This window comes from Streptomyces sp. NPDC001568, assembly GCF_042893755.1.
Classification (GTDB): Bacteria; Actinomycetota; Actinomycetes; order Streptomycetales; family Streptomycetaceae; genus Streptomyces.
Genome location: NZ_JBIAVF010000036.1, coordinates 26,414 through 41,416, shown reverse-complemented (window position 1 = coordinate 41,416; position 15,003 = coordinate 26,414). Strand labels below are relative to the sequence as shown.

General features: G+C 72.3%; 15 protein-coding genes. 12 read left to right on the top strand and 3 right to left on the bottom strand.

The annotated features are described in order from the left end of the window. Positions 1 to 173 precede the first annotated feature (173 nt). Positions 174 to 758, bottom strand: a complete 585-nt coding sequence (locus ACFY0I_RS39250) for a hypothetical protein (protein ID WP_388904569.1) — start codon at positions 756 to 758, stop codon at positions 174 to 176. Positions 759 to 814: 56 nt separating this feature from the next. Next, positions 815 to 1,945 carry a threonine aldolase family protein gene (locus ACFY0I_RS39245; protein ID WP_388904568.1) on the bottom strand — a complete coding sequence of 377 codons (1,131 nt, stop codon included), beginning with the start codon at positions 1,943 to 1,945 and terminating at the stop codon, positions 815 to 817. A gap of 165 nt (positions 1,946 to 2,110) precedes the next feature. On the opposite strand from ACFY0I_RS39245, the gene ACFY0I_RS39240 reads away from it, so the two are divergent. From ACFY0I_RS39240 to ACFY0I_RS39190, 11 genes are all read left to right on the top strand, one after another. After that, entirely contained in the window at positions 2,111 to 3,079 is a 969-nt protein-coding gene (locus tag ACFY0I_RS39240) for a Rossmann-like and DUF2520 domain-containing protein (protein ID WP_388904567.1), read from the top strand. Beyond that, positions 3,076 to 4,071, top strand: a complete 996-nt coding sequence (gene panC, locus ACFY0I_RS39235) for a pantoate--beta-alanine ligase (protein ID WP_388904565.1) — start codon at positions 3,076 to 3,078, stop codon at positions 4,069 to 4,071. The genes ACFY0I_RS39240 and panC overlap by 4 nt, the downstream gene beginning before the upstream one ends. Next, a complete protein-coding gene (locus ACFY0I_RS39230; RefSeq protein WP_388904563.1) occupies positions 4,068 to 5,819 on the top strand; it encodes an L-aspartate oxidase in 1,752 nt (583 codons plus the stop codon). Before panC ends, ACFY0I_RS39230 begins: the two co-directional genes overlap by 4 nt. Before the next feature lies 1 nt (position 5,820). Further along, positions 5,821 to 6,789 (top strand): carboxylating nicotinate-nucleotide diphosphorylase, encoded by a 969-nt coding sequence (gene nadC, locus ACFY0I_RS39225; protein ID WP_388904562.1) that lies wholly within the window; start codon positions 5,821 to 5,823, stop codon positions 6,787 to 6,789. 3 nt (positions 6,790 to 6,792) lie between these two features. After that, positions 6,793 to 7,602: a type III pantothenate kinase gene (locus ACFY0I_RS39220; RefSeq protein WP_388904560.1), complete on the top strand. Its 810-nt coding sequence runs from the start codon at positions 6,793 to 6,795 to the stop codon at positions 7,600 to 7,602. A gap of 372 nt (positions 7,603 to 7,974) precedes the next feature. After that, complete coding sequence (locus ACFY0I_RS39215) at positions 7,975 to 8,169, top strand: DUF397 domain-containing protein (RefSeq protein WP_388904559.1); 195 nt, start codon at positions 7,975 to 7,977, stop codon at positions 8,167 to 8,169. Positions 8,170 to 8,467: 298 nt separating this feature from the next. Next, complete coding sequence (locus tag ACFY0I_RS39210) at positions 8,468 to 9,106, top strand: hypothetical protein (RefSeq protein ID WP_388904570.1); 639 nt, start codon at positions 8,468 to 8,470, stop codon at positions 9,104 to 9,106. A gap of 106 nt (positions 9,107 to 9,212) precedes the next feature. Then, the gene (locus ACFY0I_RS39205; protein WP_362882126.1) at positions 9,213 to 9,380 is read left to right on the top strand and encodes a hypothetical protein; all 168 of its coding nucleotides are present in this window, start codon (positions 9,213 to 9,215) and stop codon (positions 9,378 to 9,380) included. A 171-nt stretch (positions 9,381 to 9,551) separates the two neighbouring features. After that, entirely contained in the window at positions 9,552 to 9,998 is a 447-nt protein-coding gene (locus ACFY0I_RS39200) for a BlaI/MecI/CopY family transcriptional regulator (RefSeq protein ID WP_388904558.1), read from the top strand. Positions 9,999 to 10,007: 9 nt separating this feature from the next. Then, a complete protein-coding gene (locus ACFY0I_RS39195; RefSeq protein WP_388904557.1) occupies positions 10,008 to 10,538 on the top strand; it encodes an amino-acid N-acetyltransferase in 531 nt (176 codons plus the stop codon). 165 nt (positions 10,539 to 10,703) lie between these two features. Further along, entirely contained in the window at positions 10,704 to 11,039 is a 336-nt protein-coding gene (locus tag ACFY0I_RS39190) for an Lsr2 family protein (RefSeq protein WP_388904556.1), read from the top strand. Here ACFY0I_RS39190 and ACFY0I_RS39185 read toward each other — a convergent pair. Further along, a complete protein-coding gene (locus ACFY0I_RS39185; protein ID WP_388904554.1) occupies positions 11,021 to 11,617 on the bottom strand; it encodes an SCO3374 family protein in 597 nt (198 codons plus the stop codon). The two genes, ACFY0I_RS39190 and ACFY0I_RS39185, sit on opposite strands and share 19 nt — an antisense overlap. A 450-nt stretch (positions 11,618 to 12,067) precedes the next feature. Here ACFY0I_RS39185 and ACFY0I_RS39180 point away from each other — a divergent pair, with 450 nt between their 5' ends. Continuing rightward, on the top strand, positions 12,068 to 14,593 hold the full coding sequence (locus tag ACFY0I_RS39180; RefSeq protein ID WP_388904553.1) for an ATP-dependent Clp protease ATP-binding subunit: 2,526 nt from the start codon (positions 12,068 to 12,070) through the stop codon (positions 14,591 to 14,593). The last annotated feature ends 410 nt before the right edge of the window (positions 14,594 to 15,003 follow it).

Sequence of the window (15,003 nt, the reverse complement as noted above, 5' to 3'; positions counted from 1 at the left end):
GGAGCGCCCTTGAGGGACCGGCCCGCCACGAAGAGACGATGAGACCGGCGGGAAACCACCAAACCCTCCCCGATCCGGATCACGGGCACCCCGCCCCACCCGCCTGCGCATCGCCGCCGCCCCTTCCGAACCGCCCCGCCCGCCCCCCGCCCCCGCAGCCCCCCCCACACCCGTCAAATGCCGTGGCTGAGGCCCGTCGTGGGGTCGTGGTGGATCAGGGTGGGCAGGTTCGGGTGGTACCGGGTGGTTTCGCCGGTGAGCAGCACGCGGCGTCCGCAGGCCGTGCCCACCTCGGTCAGGAAGCGCAGCACGGCCGCCACGTCGGCTCCGTCGACGACGTCGTCCGGCCACAGGGAGAACTCGATCTCCTCCTCGTCGTAGGGCAGCGCGCAGAACCACACGCCGTCGAACCGGGCGCGGAAGGCGAAGTTCGTTCCCTGCCCCTCCGGTTCGTCCCACTGGGCGCGGAAGAGGTCGGCCACGGCGGGCCGTACCGGATCGAGCTGGGCGTACGGATGCTCCACCTCGGTCACGTCGGCCACGGACCGCAGGTGGTCGAGGACCGCGATCCAGTCAGCGCGTTCGACGTCGAGGACCCGGATGTCGCGCAGGCTGCCGTCGACCAGGAAGACGTCGCACATCCACGGCTCGGGAAGGCACCGCGCACGGGCCTCGTGTCCGTGGACACGGCGGCAGTCGGCGTGCGACGCGTCCGATCCCCCGCTCCCGCGACGGTCCTGCGCCTCAACGTCCCCCATGCGGGAAGCGTACGTCCGCCCCCGCTCCCCACGCCCCGCTTCCCCCGCTCAACTCCCTACGCCCCGCCCAGCCGTTCCACGAAGCCCGCCACCGCCTCCCGGACGCCCTTCGGGGTCCAGGTCAGGCCCGGGGCGGTGACTTCGAGTTCCGTCATCGCCAGGCCCGGGGGGCCGTCGGGGGACCAGCGGCGGAAGAGGACCGTGCCGGTGTCCTCGGCGAGGCGCAGGCCCGCTTCCGTGAGGCGGTCCGGCTCGTAGGGGAGCCACACCTGGAACTGGTGGGTGTGCGGCACCTCCGGGTTGATCCGGAACCAGGGCAGGCCGGCCTCGGCGAAGCCCTCCCGCAGGGCCTCGGCGACCATCCGGGCCCCGGCGACGTAGGACGGCAGGCGGGGGAGTTCCTCGGCCAGGCCGGCCAGGGCGGACAGGGCCTGCGGGAACTGGCGGAAGATCTGGCCCCCGTACCGGTGGCGCCAGATCCGGGTCTCCTCGACGAAGGCCCGGGAGCCGGCCAGGGCGGCGCCGCTCAGGCCGCCGAGCGACTTGTAGAAGGAGACGTACACGGAGTCGGCGAGCGCCGCGATCTCCGGCAGCGGTCGGCCGAAGTGGACGGTGGTCTCCCACAGCCGGGCTCCGTCGAAGTGGACCACGGCGTCCCGCTCCCGGGCGGCGTCGACCAGCTCCGTCAGCTCCTCCCAGGCGGGCAGCAGGAACCCGGCGTCGCGCAGGGGCAGCTCCAGCATCAGGGTGCCGAAGGGCTCCGGGTGCTCGCGGACCTCGGCGGCGGTGGGCTGGCGGGCCTCCGCCACCGGGTGGACCGTGCGCAGCCCGGAGACGACGGACAGGGCGCCGCCCTCCCAACGCTCCGGGTGGCTCATGGGGTGCAGGGCCACGACCGGGCTCCCGGTGCGGCCGGCCCAGCAACGCAGCGCGATCTGCTGGGCCATCGTTCCGGAGGGGAAGAACGCGGCGTCCTCGGTGCCCAGCAGTTCGGCGACGCGGCGTTCCAGGTCGCCGACGACGCCGTCGCCGTACAGGTCGGCCGGCGCGTCCATGTCGTACGGGGCCTCGGCGAGCCCCGCCAGCAGTTCACCGACCGTGGGCTCCAGCAGGCTGTGCGAGAGGGTCCGGTCGGCCCCCCGCCATGCCGCCAGCAGCCGCTCCCCGCGTTCCGCGTCGTCAGTCATGCCCCTGATCATCGCCGATCGCCCGCCCGCCCCGAGCCCCCGGAGCCGCCCGCCCCCGCCCCCGGGGGCCCGTCCTCGCCGCCGATCGCCCCCGCCCCCCAGGGGCTAGCATGGCGGCGTATCGTCCGGTACCCCCCGCGGACTGGAACGGAAGGCTTTCCCCGCGTGAACGCACCCCATCAGACGGAGTCCCGGGATCCGTCCGACCGCCCCGCCCGGCTCGCCGTCGGCGTCGTCGGCGCAGGTCGTGTCGGCCCCGCCCTGGCCCGGGCCCTCCAGCAGGCCGGGCACCGCCCCGTCGCCGTGTCCGCCGTCTCGGACGCCTCCGTGCGCCGCGCGGAGCGGATGCTGCCCGACGTACCGGTCGTGCCGCCCGCGCAGGTGCTGGAGCGGGCCGACCTGGTCCTGCTGACCGTCCCGGACGACACCCTGCCCGGGCTCGTCGAGGGGCTCGCCGAGACCGGGGCCGTCCGGCCCGGCCAGCTCCTCGTGCACACCTCCGGCCGGTACGGGACCTCCGTGCTGGACCCGGCCCGCCGGGCGGGCGCCCTGCCGCTGGCCCTGCACCCCGCGATGACGTTCACCGGCACCGAGGTCGACGTGCAGCGCCTGGCGGGCTGCTCCTTCGGCGTGACCGCCCCCGACGAGCTGCGGCTCGCCGCGGAGGCCCTGGTCATCGAGATGGGCGGGGAACCCGAGTGGATCGCGGAGGGCGACCGTCCGCTGTACCACGCGGCCCTCGCCCTCGGCGCGAACCACCTGGTCACCCTGGTCGCCCAGTCGATGGAGCTGCTGAGCAAGGCGGGCGTCGAACACCCCGACCGGATGCTCGGCCCGCTGCTCGGCGCGGCCCTCGACAACGCGCTGCGCTCCGGTGACGCCGCCCTCACCGGGCCCGTCGCCCGAGGAGACGCCGGTACCGTCGCCGCGCACGTCTCGGAGCTGCGCAAGCACGCCCCGGCCACCGTCGCCGGCTACCTGGCGATGGCCCGCACCACCGCCGACCGGGCCCTCGCGCACGGACTGCTCAAGCCCGAGCTCGCCGAGGACCTGCTGGGCGTCCTCGCGGACACCGGCGCAGGCCCCGGGACCGGCCCCGGGGACGCCGCCGAACCGGAGGGTGACGAGCGATGACCGGCCCGCTCCTGCTGAACACCGCCGCAGAGCTCGACGCGCTTCCCCGGACCGGCCGCCGCGCCGTCGTCATGACCATGGGCGCCCTGCACGAGGGCCACGCCACGTTGATCCGTACCGCCCGCGAGGAAGCCGGCCCGCGGGGGCAGGTCGTGGTCACCGTCTTCGTGAACCCGCTCCAGTTCGGCGCGAACGAGGACCTCGACCGCTACCCCCGCACCCTCGACGCCGACCTCGTGATCTGCGGGGAGGCCGGAGCGGACGCCGTCTTCGCGCCCGCCGTCGACGAGGTCTACCCGGGCGGCGCCCCGCAGGTGCGGGTGGCGGCCGGACCCATGGGGGAGCGCCTCGAAGGGGCCACCCGCCCCGGCCACTTCGACGGCATGCTCACCGTCGTCGCGAAGCTGCTCCACCTCACCCGCCCCGACCTGGCCCTCTTCGGCCAGAAGGACGCCCAGCAACTGGCCCTGATCCGGCGCATGGTGACCGACCTGAACTTCCCCGTGGAGGTGGCCGGCGTACCGACCGTCCGCGAGGACGACGGTCTCGCGCTGTCGTCCCGCAACCGCTACCTCTCCGCCGAGGAGCGGCGTACGGCCCTGTCCCTGTCCCGGGCCCTGTTCGCGGGCCGCGACCGGCTCGCCGCCCAGGCCGCGCTGCGCGCCCGCGCCGAGGCCGCCCCGGCGAGCGACGAGCGGGCGACCGCCCTGGCCCGGCTCGGCGAGATCCGCGCCTCCGCCGACGCGCACGCCGTGTCGGCGGCGCGCTCCGGACTGCCGGACGCGGTACGGGCGGCGGCCCGCCACATCCTGGAGGAGGCGGGCCGGCACGAGCCGCCGCTGGTGCTGGACTACCTGGCGCTGGTGGACCCCCAGGACTTCGCCGACGTCGGCCACGGCTTCACCGGACGGGCCGTGCTGGCCGTCGCGGCGAAGGTCGGCACGACCCGGCTGATCGACAACATCCCATTGGAATTCGGAGCACACGCGTGAGCACCACAGGCAGAGGCCCTGCGCACAGCAGCGGCACCGGAACCGGCATACGACTGCACGCCCCGGCGCCCGGCTGGGCCGTCGAAGCGGACGTCGTGGTCGTCGGATCCGGTGTCGCGGGGCTGACCGCGGCGCTGCGCTGCGCCGCCGCGGGCCGCCGTACGGTCGTGGTGACCAAGGCACGGCTCGACGACGGCTCCACCCGCTGGGCGCAGGGCGGCATCGCCGCGGCGCTCGGCGACGGCGACACCCCCGAGCAGCACCTGGACGACACCCTGGTCGCGGGCGCGGGCCTGTGCGACGAGGCGGCCGTCCGGCTCCTCGTCACCGAGGGTCCCGACGCGGTGCGCCGGCTGATCGCGACCGGAGCCGTCTTCGACACCTCGGCGGAGACCGGCGAGATAGAGCTGACCCGTGAGGGCGGCCACCACCGGCGCCGCATCGCGCACGCGGGCGGCGATGCCACCGGCGCCGAGATCTCCCGGGCCCTGGTCGAGGCGGTCCACGCCGCCGGCATCGAGACCGTCGAGAACGCGCTGGTCCTGGACCTGCTCCAGGACGCCGAGGGCCGTACGGCCGGCGTCACCCTGCACGTGATGGGCGAGGGCCAGCACGACGGCGTCGGCGCCGTCCACGCGCCGGCCGTGATCCTCGCGACCGGCGGCATGGGCCAGGTCTTCTCCGCCACCACCAACCCGTCGGTCTCCACGGGCGACGGCGTGGCCCTCGCCCTGCGCGCGGGCGCCGAGGTCTCCGACCTCGAATTCGTGCAGTTCCACCCGACCGTGCTGTTCCTCGGCGCGGACGCCGAGGGCCAGCAGCCCCTGGTGTCGGAGGCGGTCCGCGGCGAGGGCGCCCACCTCGTCGACGCGGACGGCGTGCGCTTCATGACCGGGCAGCACGAGCTGGCCGAGCTGGCCCCGCGCGACATCGTCGCCAAGGGCATCATGCGCCGCATGCAGGAGCAGGGCGTCCAGCACATGTACCTCGATGCCCGGCACTTCGGCGCCGAGATGTGGGAGCAGCGCTTCCCGACGATCCTGGCCGCCTGCCGGTCCCACGGCATCGACCCGGTGACGGAGCCCATCCCGGTCGCGCCGGCCGCGCACTACGCCTCCGGCGGCGTACGGACGGACCTCCAGGGCCGCACCACGGTCCCCGGCCTGTACGCGTGCGGCGAGGTGGCCTGCACGGGCGTGCACGGCGCGAACCGGCTGGCCTCGAACTCCCTCCTGGAGGGGCTGGTCTTCGCCGAGCGGATCGCCGACGACATCGTCGCCCGCACGCCGTCCGGCAGCCGCCCCGAGACCCCGGCGCCCGCCACCGGCCCCCTCCAGCCGGCCGAGGCGCGCCACGAGGTCCAGCGGATCATGACGGACGGCGCGGGCGTGCTCCGCTCCGCCGCCTCGCTGGCCGCGGCCGCCGAGGCCCTGGAGACCCTGTACGCGAGGGCGCTGGGCGAGCTGGAGAGCCACGGCAAGACGGCTGTACCGGGGGTGGAGACCTGGGAGGCGACGAACCTGCTGTGCGTGGCGCGGGTCCTGGTCGCCGCCGCCCAGCGGCGCGCGGAGACCCGCGGCTGCCACTGGCGCGAGGACCACCCCGACCGCGACGACGCCGACTGGCGCCGCCACCTCGTGGTGCGACTGTCGGCGACGCGCAAGCGCGCCCTGGTCGTCACCCCCACCGACTCGGCGGACTTCCCGTCCGTCGACGTCCCCCTCAACCCCCCGAGCATGGAGCAGTGACGTGAGCACCCCCGAACTTCCCCTGATCGACCAGAACGAAGGCGGCTGCGGCGACGACTGCGGCTGCGGCGAGGGCGAGGAGTCCGGCCTGGACCCGGCGCTGGCGCAGCTCCTGGAGGACGCGGGCCTGGACCCGATCGAGGTCGAGGACATCGCGCACATGGCGCTGTCGGAGGACCTGGACGGCGGCGTCGACGTCACCACCGTCGCCACCGTCCCCGAAGAGGCCGAGGCGATCGCCGACTTCGTGGCCCGCGAGGACGGCGTCGTGGCGGGCCTGCGCATCGCCGAGGCCGTGTTCTCCGTCGTCTGCACGGAGTCCTTCGAGGTCGAGCGGCACGCCGAGGACGGCGACCGGGTCGCGAAGGGCGACGTACTGCTGTCCGTGCGCGCCCGCACCCGTGACCTGCTGACCGCCGAGCGCAGCGCCCTGAACATCCTGTGCCGGCTGTCGGGCATCGCGACGGCCACGCGCCGCTGGGCGGACGTCCTGGAGGGCACCGACGCGAAGGTCCGCGACACCCGCAAGACCACGCCGGGCCTGCGCTCCCTGGAGAAGTACGCGGTCCGCTGCGGCGGCGGCGTCAACCACCGCATGTCGCTGTCGGACGCGGCGCTGGTCAAGGACAACCACGTGATCGCCGCCGGTGGCATCGCGCAGGCCTTCAAGGCCGTCCGCGAGGCCTTCCCGGAGGTGCCGGTCGAGGTCGAGGCCGACACGATGGACCAGGTCCGCGAGGTCGTGGACGCGGGCGCCGACCTGATCCTGCTGGACAACTTCACCGTCGAGCAGACGAAGGAGGCCGTCGCCTTCGTCGCGGGCCGCGCCACCCTGGAGTCCTCGGGGCGGCTCACCCTGGAGACCGCCCGCGGCTACGCGGAGACCGGCGTGGACTACCTGGCGGTCGGCGGCCTGACGCACTCCTCGCCGATCCTGGACATCGGGCTCGACCTGCGCGAGGCGGTGTAAGCGGTGCTCCTCACCATCGACGTGGGCAACACCCACACGGTCCTGGGCCTGTTCGACGGTGACGAGATCGTCGAGCACTGGCGCATCTCGACCGACCCGCGCAGGACGGCCGACGAGCTGGCCGTCCTGATGCAGGGCCTGATGGGGATGCACCCGATGCTCGGCACCGAGCTGGGCGACGGCATCCACGGCATCGCGATCTGCGCGACCGTGCCCTCCGTCCTGCACGAGCTGCGCGAGGTCACCCGCCGCTACTACGGCGACGTCCCGGCGGTGCTGGTGGAGCCCGGTACGAAGACGGGCGTGCCGATCCTGATGGACAACCCGAAGGAGGTCGGCGCGGACCGCATCGTGAACGCGGTCGCCGCCGCCGAGCTGTACGGGGGCCCGGCGATCGTCGTCGACTTCGGTACGGCGACCACCTTCGACGCGGTGTCCGCGAAGGGCGAGTACGTGGGCGGGGTGATCTCCCCGGGCATCGAGATCTCGATGGAGGCGCTCGGCGTGCGCGGGGCGCAACTGCGCAAGATCGAGCTGGCCCGGCCGCGGAACGTCATCGGCAAGTCCACGGTCGAGGCGATGCAGTCGGGCGTGGTCTACGGGTTCGCGGGCCAGGTCGACGGGATCGTCGCCCGGATGTCCAAGGAGCTCGCGGGCCCGGGCGGCGACCCGGACGACGTGCGCGTCATCGCCACCGGCGGGCTCGCCCCGATCGTCCTCGGCGAGTCCTCGGTGATCGACGACCACGAGCCGTGGCTGACGCTGATCGGCCTGCGGCTGGTGTACGAGCGCAACGCGCCCAAGTTCGCCTGACGCGCGGTTCCCGCGCCGCGCCGGCGCGCGTGCCCGACGGCCCCCGCCCACCCGGTCGGGGGCCGTCGCGTGTCCGGCCCCCGGCGCCGCCCCCACCCCGGTCAGGTCGATCGGCTTCGAACCGTCGGCTTCGAACCGTCGGCTTCGAACCGTCGGCTTCGATCCGACGGGTCGGCCCGGGCGGCGTCGTCGGACGCACGGGCTCCCGCTCCCGAGGTGACCGATCCGCGCCGACCCCGCGGCGGGGCCCTTCATACGGCGTTGGTAATTTTTGCGCTGTGATTTTGGCGGAAATGGCCGGAGTGCGACTCGGGCGGGGATAGCGTGCCGGTCGAGAACCCCCTGACCCTCGTCCACGGCGGAGGAGACACGATGACCGAGAACGCCGCCCGGCCTGCCTGGCAGAAGTCGTCCTACTGCGGCGACGGGGACGCCTGCGTCTACGTCGCGGCCGCCCCCGGGAGGCTCGTACGGGTCGCCGACCGGGCCGACCCCGCGCACCTCGTGATGGCCACCACGCATGCCGCCTGGGCCGATTTCCTGCACTCGGTGAAGACCCCCGACTGAGAGCCGCCCGGGAACGGGCGGGCGATCGCCGGAGGACGGTTCGAGGGCCGCGTGAGGCGCCGGAATGCGGCGCCGTCGGCGCCTCACCGCTGCCCACCGGCATCCGCACCGGCGCCCACCGGCATCCGCACCGGCGCCTCACCGGCATACCCGCCGGTGCCCTGCCGGGTTCCCGCAGCGGTCCCGCAGCGATCCCGCCGCGGTTCCCGCCGCGCCGAAATTCCCCACCCTGGGGGGATTTTGTCCGATTAGCGCGTATCTTCGGCGCATGCCCACGCCCTACGGATCCCGCGGCGGCATGGCGTTCGGCGCCGCCGAGCTGCTCGTGCTCAGGCGCCTCCTCGCCCACGCCCTCCAGCCCACCTCGGCCCCCCTGACGGCCGCCGAGGTCCAGGATTGCCTGCGCCTCGCGGCGTCGGTGGACGACGCGGTAGCGGAGGCGGGCCGGCTCAGAGCCTTCCTGCTGGCCGATCTGGCCCGCTACCGGGACGCCCTTCCCGGCAGCCTCCCCGGCTACCTGGAACTGCTCCAGGACGCCCTGGCCGCCGGGTACGAGCCGGTCCCCGACGACCTCGCGGCCCTGCGCGCCCTGCGCGGCAACCCCGTCGCGGCCGCGGTCCTCGCCCGGGCCCGGACCGTCGCGGAGCGCTCCGTACGCCGTCGCCTGTCGGCCGCCGCGCCCGCACCCCGCACCCGACTGCTGGCCCTGGCCGGCGGCCGCGACGAGGCCCGCCCGGCCGGCGACCCGACCCCCGGGCAGCCCCGCTCCGCCGGGGCCCCGACCTCGGGGCAGCCCCAGCCGAAGCCGACCCCGGACCGCAAGCCCGAGGAGCCGCGCCCCGGGCAGCCGGCGCGGCCCGTCCCGACACCCGGCGAGGTCTTCCCGCCGCGCCGCAAGCCGACCCCGCCGCCGGCGGCCGGACGCGCCGTCGGCTAGGTCGCGACCGGCGAGGGGCCGTGGGCCCCTGCGCCGCGCGACGCACCGCTCCGGACACCGCCACCCGGCACACCTTTCCGGTCACGGCACTGGCTACGCTGGGGGCATGGACTACGTATCCGCGCTCGTGCCCCCCGTCGTGATGGCCGCGTTCTTCATCGCTCTCGTCGTGACGATCGTGAAGAGCCAGGGCGGTGCCAACAAGAACAAGGAAGACGCCGCCGTCGACGCCGTGATCGCCCGCGCCGAGGCCGCCCAGCAGCCGCAGAAGTAGCGGCGCGACCAGGGGCGCACACAGGGGCGCGTGCAAGGGCCCGCACAAGGGCGCGACCGGCGGCGCGCGCGACCGCGGCGGGCGCCCCGACCGCGGCCGTCGAACCGGTTGGCCGCGCGTTGCCCGACGAATGGTCGGGCAATTCGGTCGATTCCGCACTATCGTGCTGTTGTGCCTCGCCCCTTGGGAGAACTCGAAGACGCAGTCATGACGCGGGTGTGGCAATGGAACCGCCCCGTCACCGTTCGGGAAGTCCTGGAAGACCTCCAGCAGGAACGGTCCATCGCGTACACCACGGTCATGACGGTTATGGACAATCTCCATCAGAAGGGCTGGGTCCGCCGGGAAGCCGAAGGCCGCGCCTATCGATATACGGCGGTCTCCACCCGCGCCGCCTACTCGGCCGCACTGATGAACGAAGCCTGGTCGACCAGTGACAGCCCGGCCGCCGCTCTCGTCGCCTTCTTCGGCATGATGTCCCAGGAACAGCGCGAAGCCCTCCGCGACGCCATGCGCGTAGTTCAGCACGACGATCCGGGGACTCCCGCGGATCCCGAGCCCGCCCCCGCCGAACCGGAAGGGGAGTCCGGCGCGCACGAACCCGAGCCGGGGCGATAGCGTCCGGGTATGGGAGAGCTTTCCGCCGCAGACGCGAAAACAGTGACCATCCGCCGCGCGCGCACCCGTGATGTTCCGGCGCTGCGCCGCCTGCTCGACCAGTACGTGCAGCAGCGGATCCTCCTCGACAAAGCCCCGGTGGTCCTTTACGAGGACATCCAGGAGTTCTGGGTCGCGGAACGCGACGACGACGGTCAGGTCGTGGGGTGCGGGGCTCTCCACGTCATGTGGGAAGACCTCGCGGAAGTACGCACACTCGCCGTCGACCGCGAGTTGAAGGGCGTCGGCGTAGGACATCAGGTGCTCGCCAAGTTGTTGGAGACGGCCCGTCGGCTCGGGGTGAGCCGGGTATTCTGCCTGACCTTCGAAGTGGACTTCTTCGCGAAGCACGGCTTCGTCGAGATCGGCGAGACCCCGGTCGAGACCGATGTCTACATCGAGCTCCTGCGTTCCTATGACGAGGGTGTCGCCGAGTTCCTCGGTCTCGAACGAGTGAAGCCGAACACCTTGGGCAACAGTCGGATGCTTCTCCACCTGTGAACGATCACGACGGCTTTTTCAGGGCCCCGACGCCCTGTGGCCTATGTCCGAATCGCGCACGTTTCCCGCCTTGTTGCGCTCCTGAACCTCTCGCCGGGGGTTTGTGTTTTCCTGGCAAAAGCGGTTTCCTTTCCGCGTACTGCATTTTCGATGAAAGGAAATCCGGTGGCACAGAAGGTTCAGGTCCTTCTTGTCGACGACCTCGACGGTGGCGAGGCGGACGAGACCGTGACGTTCGCTCTGGATGGCAAGACCTACGAGATCGACCTCACCACCGCCAACGCTGAAAAGCTCCGCGGGCTGCTCGACCCGTACACCAAGAGCGGCCGCCGCACCGGCGGACGCGCGTCCGCCGGCCGTACGAAGGGCCGCGCCGCGGCTTCGTCCGGCAGCCCGGACACCGCCGAGATCCGCGCATGGGCGAAGGCCAAGGGTCTCAGCGTGAACGATCGAGGCCGCGTTCCGGCCGAGATCCGAGAGGCCTACGAAGCCAGGGGCTGAGGCGTACGCCGCCACAGGCGGGCGCGGTGGCATTCCGTCGCCGCCGCGGCCACCAGTCGTACGAGTCCGGGACCGGAGCTCCGTTCGGGACCGGGTAGGGACGGCAGCGATGCCTCGCACCCCAGCTCGGGGGGCCGCAGCCACACGGCGGCCCCCCGAGGGCTTTGCGACCACCCCGGCGGTACGGGAGCGGTGATCCTGCCCCCGATGCCCACGGCGTCGAGGTCGAGGGGCACCCCGCCCCACTCCAGCCAGTCGAGCAGCGCCTCCAACTCCTCGGCGGACCCCGGAGCGACCAGGAAGCGCATCCTGCGCCCCATCAACGCCACCGGACCGGTGGGGACGGGCCTGCGCAGCACCTCGGCCCCGGCATCCGCCGGCAGCTCCAGCACGTCGAACCGGACACCGGTGACGAGCTGTGCGGGAGACCCGCCGGCCGGCTTCCAACCGAGGACGCCCTCGTACCAGTGGGACCACGCTGCGTGGAGGTCGTGCTCGGGCGGGACACGGGGCGGCGGCACGCCGACGGAACCGACGGGGCCGGCGGAACTGACGGAGCTCGCGGAGCTGACGGCCATGCCCGAGCAACTCCGCGGAACGCTCCGGGGTTACGCAGTGCGGCGGAAACAATGCGGAACGTAAACGTCCGCAGAGTGGAGTCCCACATTCGGGACACAAGCGTGTTCGCCCGTAGCGGAGGGAACGGTGCCCACCGGCATGGAGTGTCAGTCCTTACGGGTAAGACATTCCTAGTGGATCGGGGCGACACGCTGATTTGGGCGGCTTCCGTTCGCCATCGGCGTACACCTGTGATGGGTATCTGCCTGGCCTGCGGGAACATCGTCTCGCAGGATCGGGTTGGAGCAGTAGTCGGCTCTTACAGCCGGTTTTCCTCACCGATGTGGGGGTGAGCCGTGGACGGATGTCGGCAGTTGGAATGAGCTGTCCCGCCTCACGGGACTAGCATGCGGTAGGACAGGGCGGGGACCGACCCCGAACTGCCCGACCGCTCTGAGGAGCGATAAACGATGTTCGAGAGGTTCACCGACCGCGCGCGGCGGGTTGTCGTCCTGGCTCAGGAAGAAGCCCGGATGCTCAACCACAACTACATCGGCACCGAGCACATCCTCCTGGGCTTGATCCACGAGGGTGAGGGTGTCGCCGCTAAGGCCCTGGAGAGCCTCGGGATTTCGCTCGAGGCTGTTCGCCAGCAGGTTGAGGAGATCATCGGTCAGGGGCAGCAGGCCCCGTCCGGCCACATCCCCTTCACCCCGCGGGCGAAGAAGGTCCTGGAGCTTTCGCTCCGCGAGGCCCTCCAGCTCGGCCACAACTACATCGGCACCGAGCACATCCTGCTCGGCCTGATCCGCGAGGGCGAGGGCGTCGCCGCCCAGGTCCTCGTGAAGCTGGGAGCCGATCTCAACAGGGTCCGGCAGCAGGTCATCCAGCTGCTTTCCGGCTACACCGGAGGCGGCAAGGAGTCGGCCACGGCAGGCGGCCCGGCCGAGGGAACCCCCTCGACCTCGCTCGTCCTCGACCAGTTCGGCCGCAACCTCACGCAGGCCGCTCGTGAATCCAAGCTCGACCCGGTCATCGGGCGCGAGAAGGAGATCGAGCGGGTCATGCAGGTGCTGTCCCGCCGGACCAAGAACAACCCGGTCCTCATCGGCGAGCCCGGCGTCGGCAAGACCGCCGTCGTCGAGGGCCTGGCCCAGGCGATCGTCAAGGGCGAGGTGCCCGAGACCCTCAAGGACAAGCACCTCTACACCCTCGACCTGGGTGCGCTGGTGGCGGGTTCCCGCTACCGCGGTGACTTCGAGGAGCGCCTGAAGAAGGTCCTCAAGGAGATCCGCACCCGCGGCGACATCATCCTGTTCATCGACGAGCTCCACACCCTCGTGGGTGCGGGCGCCGCCGAGGGCGCGATCGACGCCGCGAGCATCCTGAAGCCCATGCTGGCCCGTGGTGAGCTCCAGACCATCGGTGCCACCACGCTCGACGAGTACCGCAAGCACCTCGAGAAGGACGCGGCCCTCGAGCGCCGCTTCCAGCCGATCCAGGTGGCGGAGCCTTCCCTCCCCCACACGATCGAGATCCTCAAGGGCCTGCGCGACCGCTACGAGGCCCACCACCGCGTCTCCATCACGGACGAGGCCCTCGTCCAGGCGGCGACGCTGGCGGACCGGTACATCTCGGACCGCTTCCTGCCGGACAAGGCGATCGACCTGATCGACGAGGCCGGCTCCCGGATGCGCATCCGTCGGATGACCGCGCCGCCGGACCTCCGCGAGTTCGACGAGAAGATCGCGGGCGTGCGCCGCGACAAGGAGTCGGCCATCGACTCCCAGGACTTCGAGAAGGCGGCTTCGCTCCGTGATTCGGAGAAGCAGCTGCTCGCCGCGAAGGCCAAGCGCGAGAAGGAATGGAAGGCCGGCGACATGGACGTCGTCGCCGAGGTCGACGGCGAGCTCATCGCCGAAGTCCTCGCGACCGCGACCGGCATTCCCGTCTTCAAGCTCACGGAGGAGGAGTCCTCCCGCCTCCTGCGCATGGAGGACGAGCTCCACCGTCGCGTCATCGGCCAGAAGGACGCCATCAAGGCGCTCTCCCAGGCCATCCGCCGTACCCGTGCGGGTCTGAAGGACCCGAAGCGTCCCGGTGGCTCGTTCATCTTCGCCGGCCCGTCCGGTGTCGGTAAGACCGAGCTCTCCAAGACGCTCGCCGAATTCCTCTTCGGCGACGAGGACGCGCTGATCTCCCTCGACATGTCGGAGTTCAGCGAGAAGCACACGGTTTCGCGTCTCTTCGGTTCGCCCCCCGGCTACGTGGGCTACGAAGAGGGCGGCCAGCTGACCGAGAAGGTCCGCCGGAAGCCGTTCTCCGTCGTCCTCTTCGACGAGGTCGAGAAGGCGCACCCGGATATCTTCAATTCCCTTCTCCAGATCCTGGAGGACGGTCGTCTGACCGACTCCCAGGGCCGGGTCGTGGACTTCAAGAACACGGTCATCATCATGACGACCAACCTGGGTACGCGGGACATCTCGAAGGGCTTCAACCTGGGCTTCGCCGCCCAGGGCGACGTCAAGACCGGTTACGACCGGATGAAGGCAAAGGTCAACGAAGAGCTCAAGCAGCACTTCCGGCCCGAGTTCCTCAACCGTGTCGACGACACGGTCGTCTTCCACCAGCTCACGCAGGAAGACATCATCCAGATCGTCGACCTGATGATCGCCAAGGTGGACGAGCGTCTCAAGGACCGCGACATGGGCATCGAGCTCAGCGGTGACGCGAAGATGCTCCTGGCCAAGCGTGGCTACGACCCGATCATGGGTGCGCGCCCGCTGCGCCGGACCATTCAGCGCGAGATCGAGGACCTGCTGTCGGAGAAGATCCTCTTCGGTGAGCTGCGTCCCGGTCACATCGTGGTCGTCGGCGTGGAGGGTGAGGGCGAGGAAGCCAAGTTCACCTTCCGCGGCGAGGAGAAGTCGGCGCTGCCCGACCTCCCCCCGATCGAGGCGACGGGCTCCGGCCCGGACCTCTCCAAGGGTGCGTAGGCGCTAGCCGCTGGTTGGCAGGACAAGGGGCGGCCCCGGGACTTCACAGTCCCGGGGCCGCCCCTTTTCCGTTGCGGGGGCAGGCTCCGGGGTCCTGCCCGCCCCGGGCGGGCCCGGCCCGGCCTCCGGCGTGGGCCCCCGGGCCGTCCCGGCTCTCGCGGTGGCCTGCGGCCGTGGTCAGGGGCCGCTCCCCCCCCCGCCTCATCCCTGCGCCCCCGGAGCGGGCTCCGTCCCGGCCCTGTGTGGGCGCCTGGCCCCGGCGCTGGTGCGGGCCCTGTCCGAGCCTTGGTGTGGGCCCAGCACCGGCCCTGGGGTGGAGCCCCGTCCCGGCCGGCGCCGGGGTCCTCGCGCAGTTCCTTCACCAGGGCCCGGCCTTGGCGGGGAGCCCCGCACCGGGCCGGGGGTCGGGG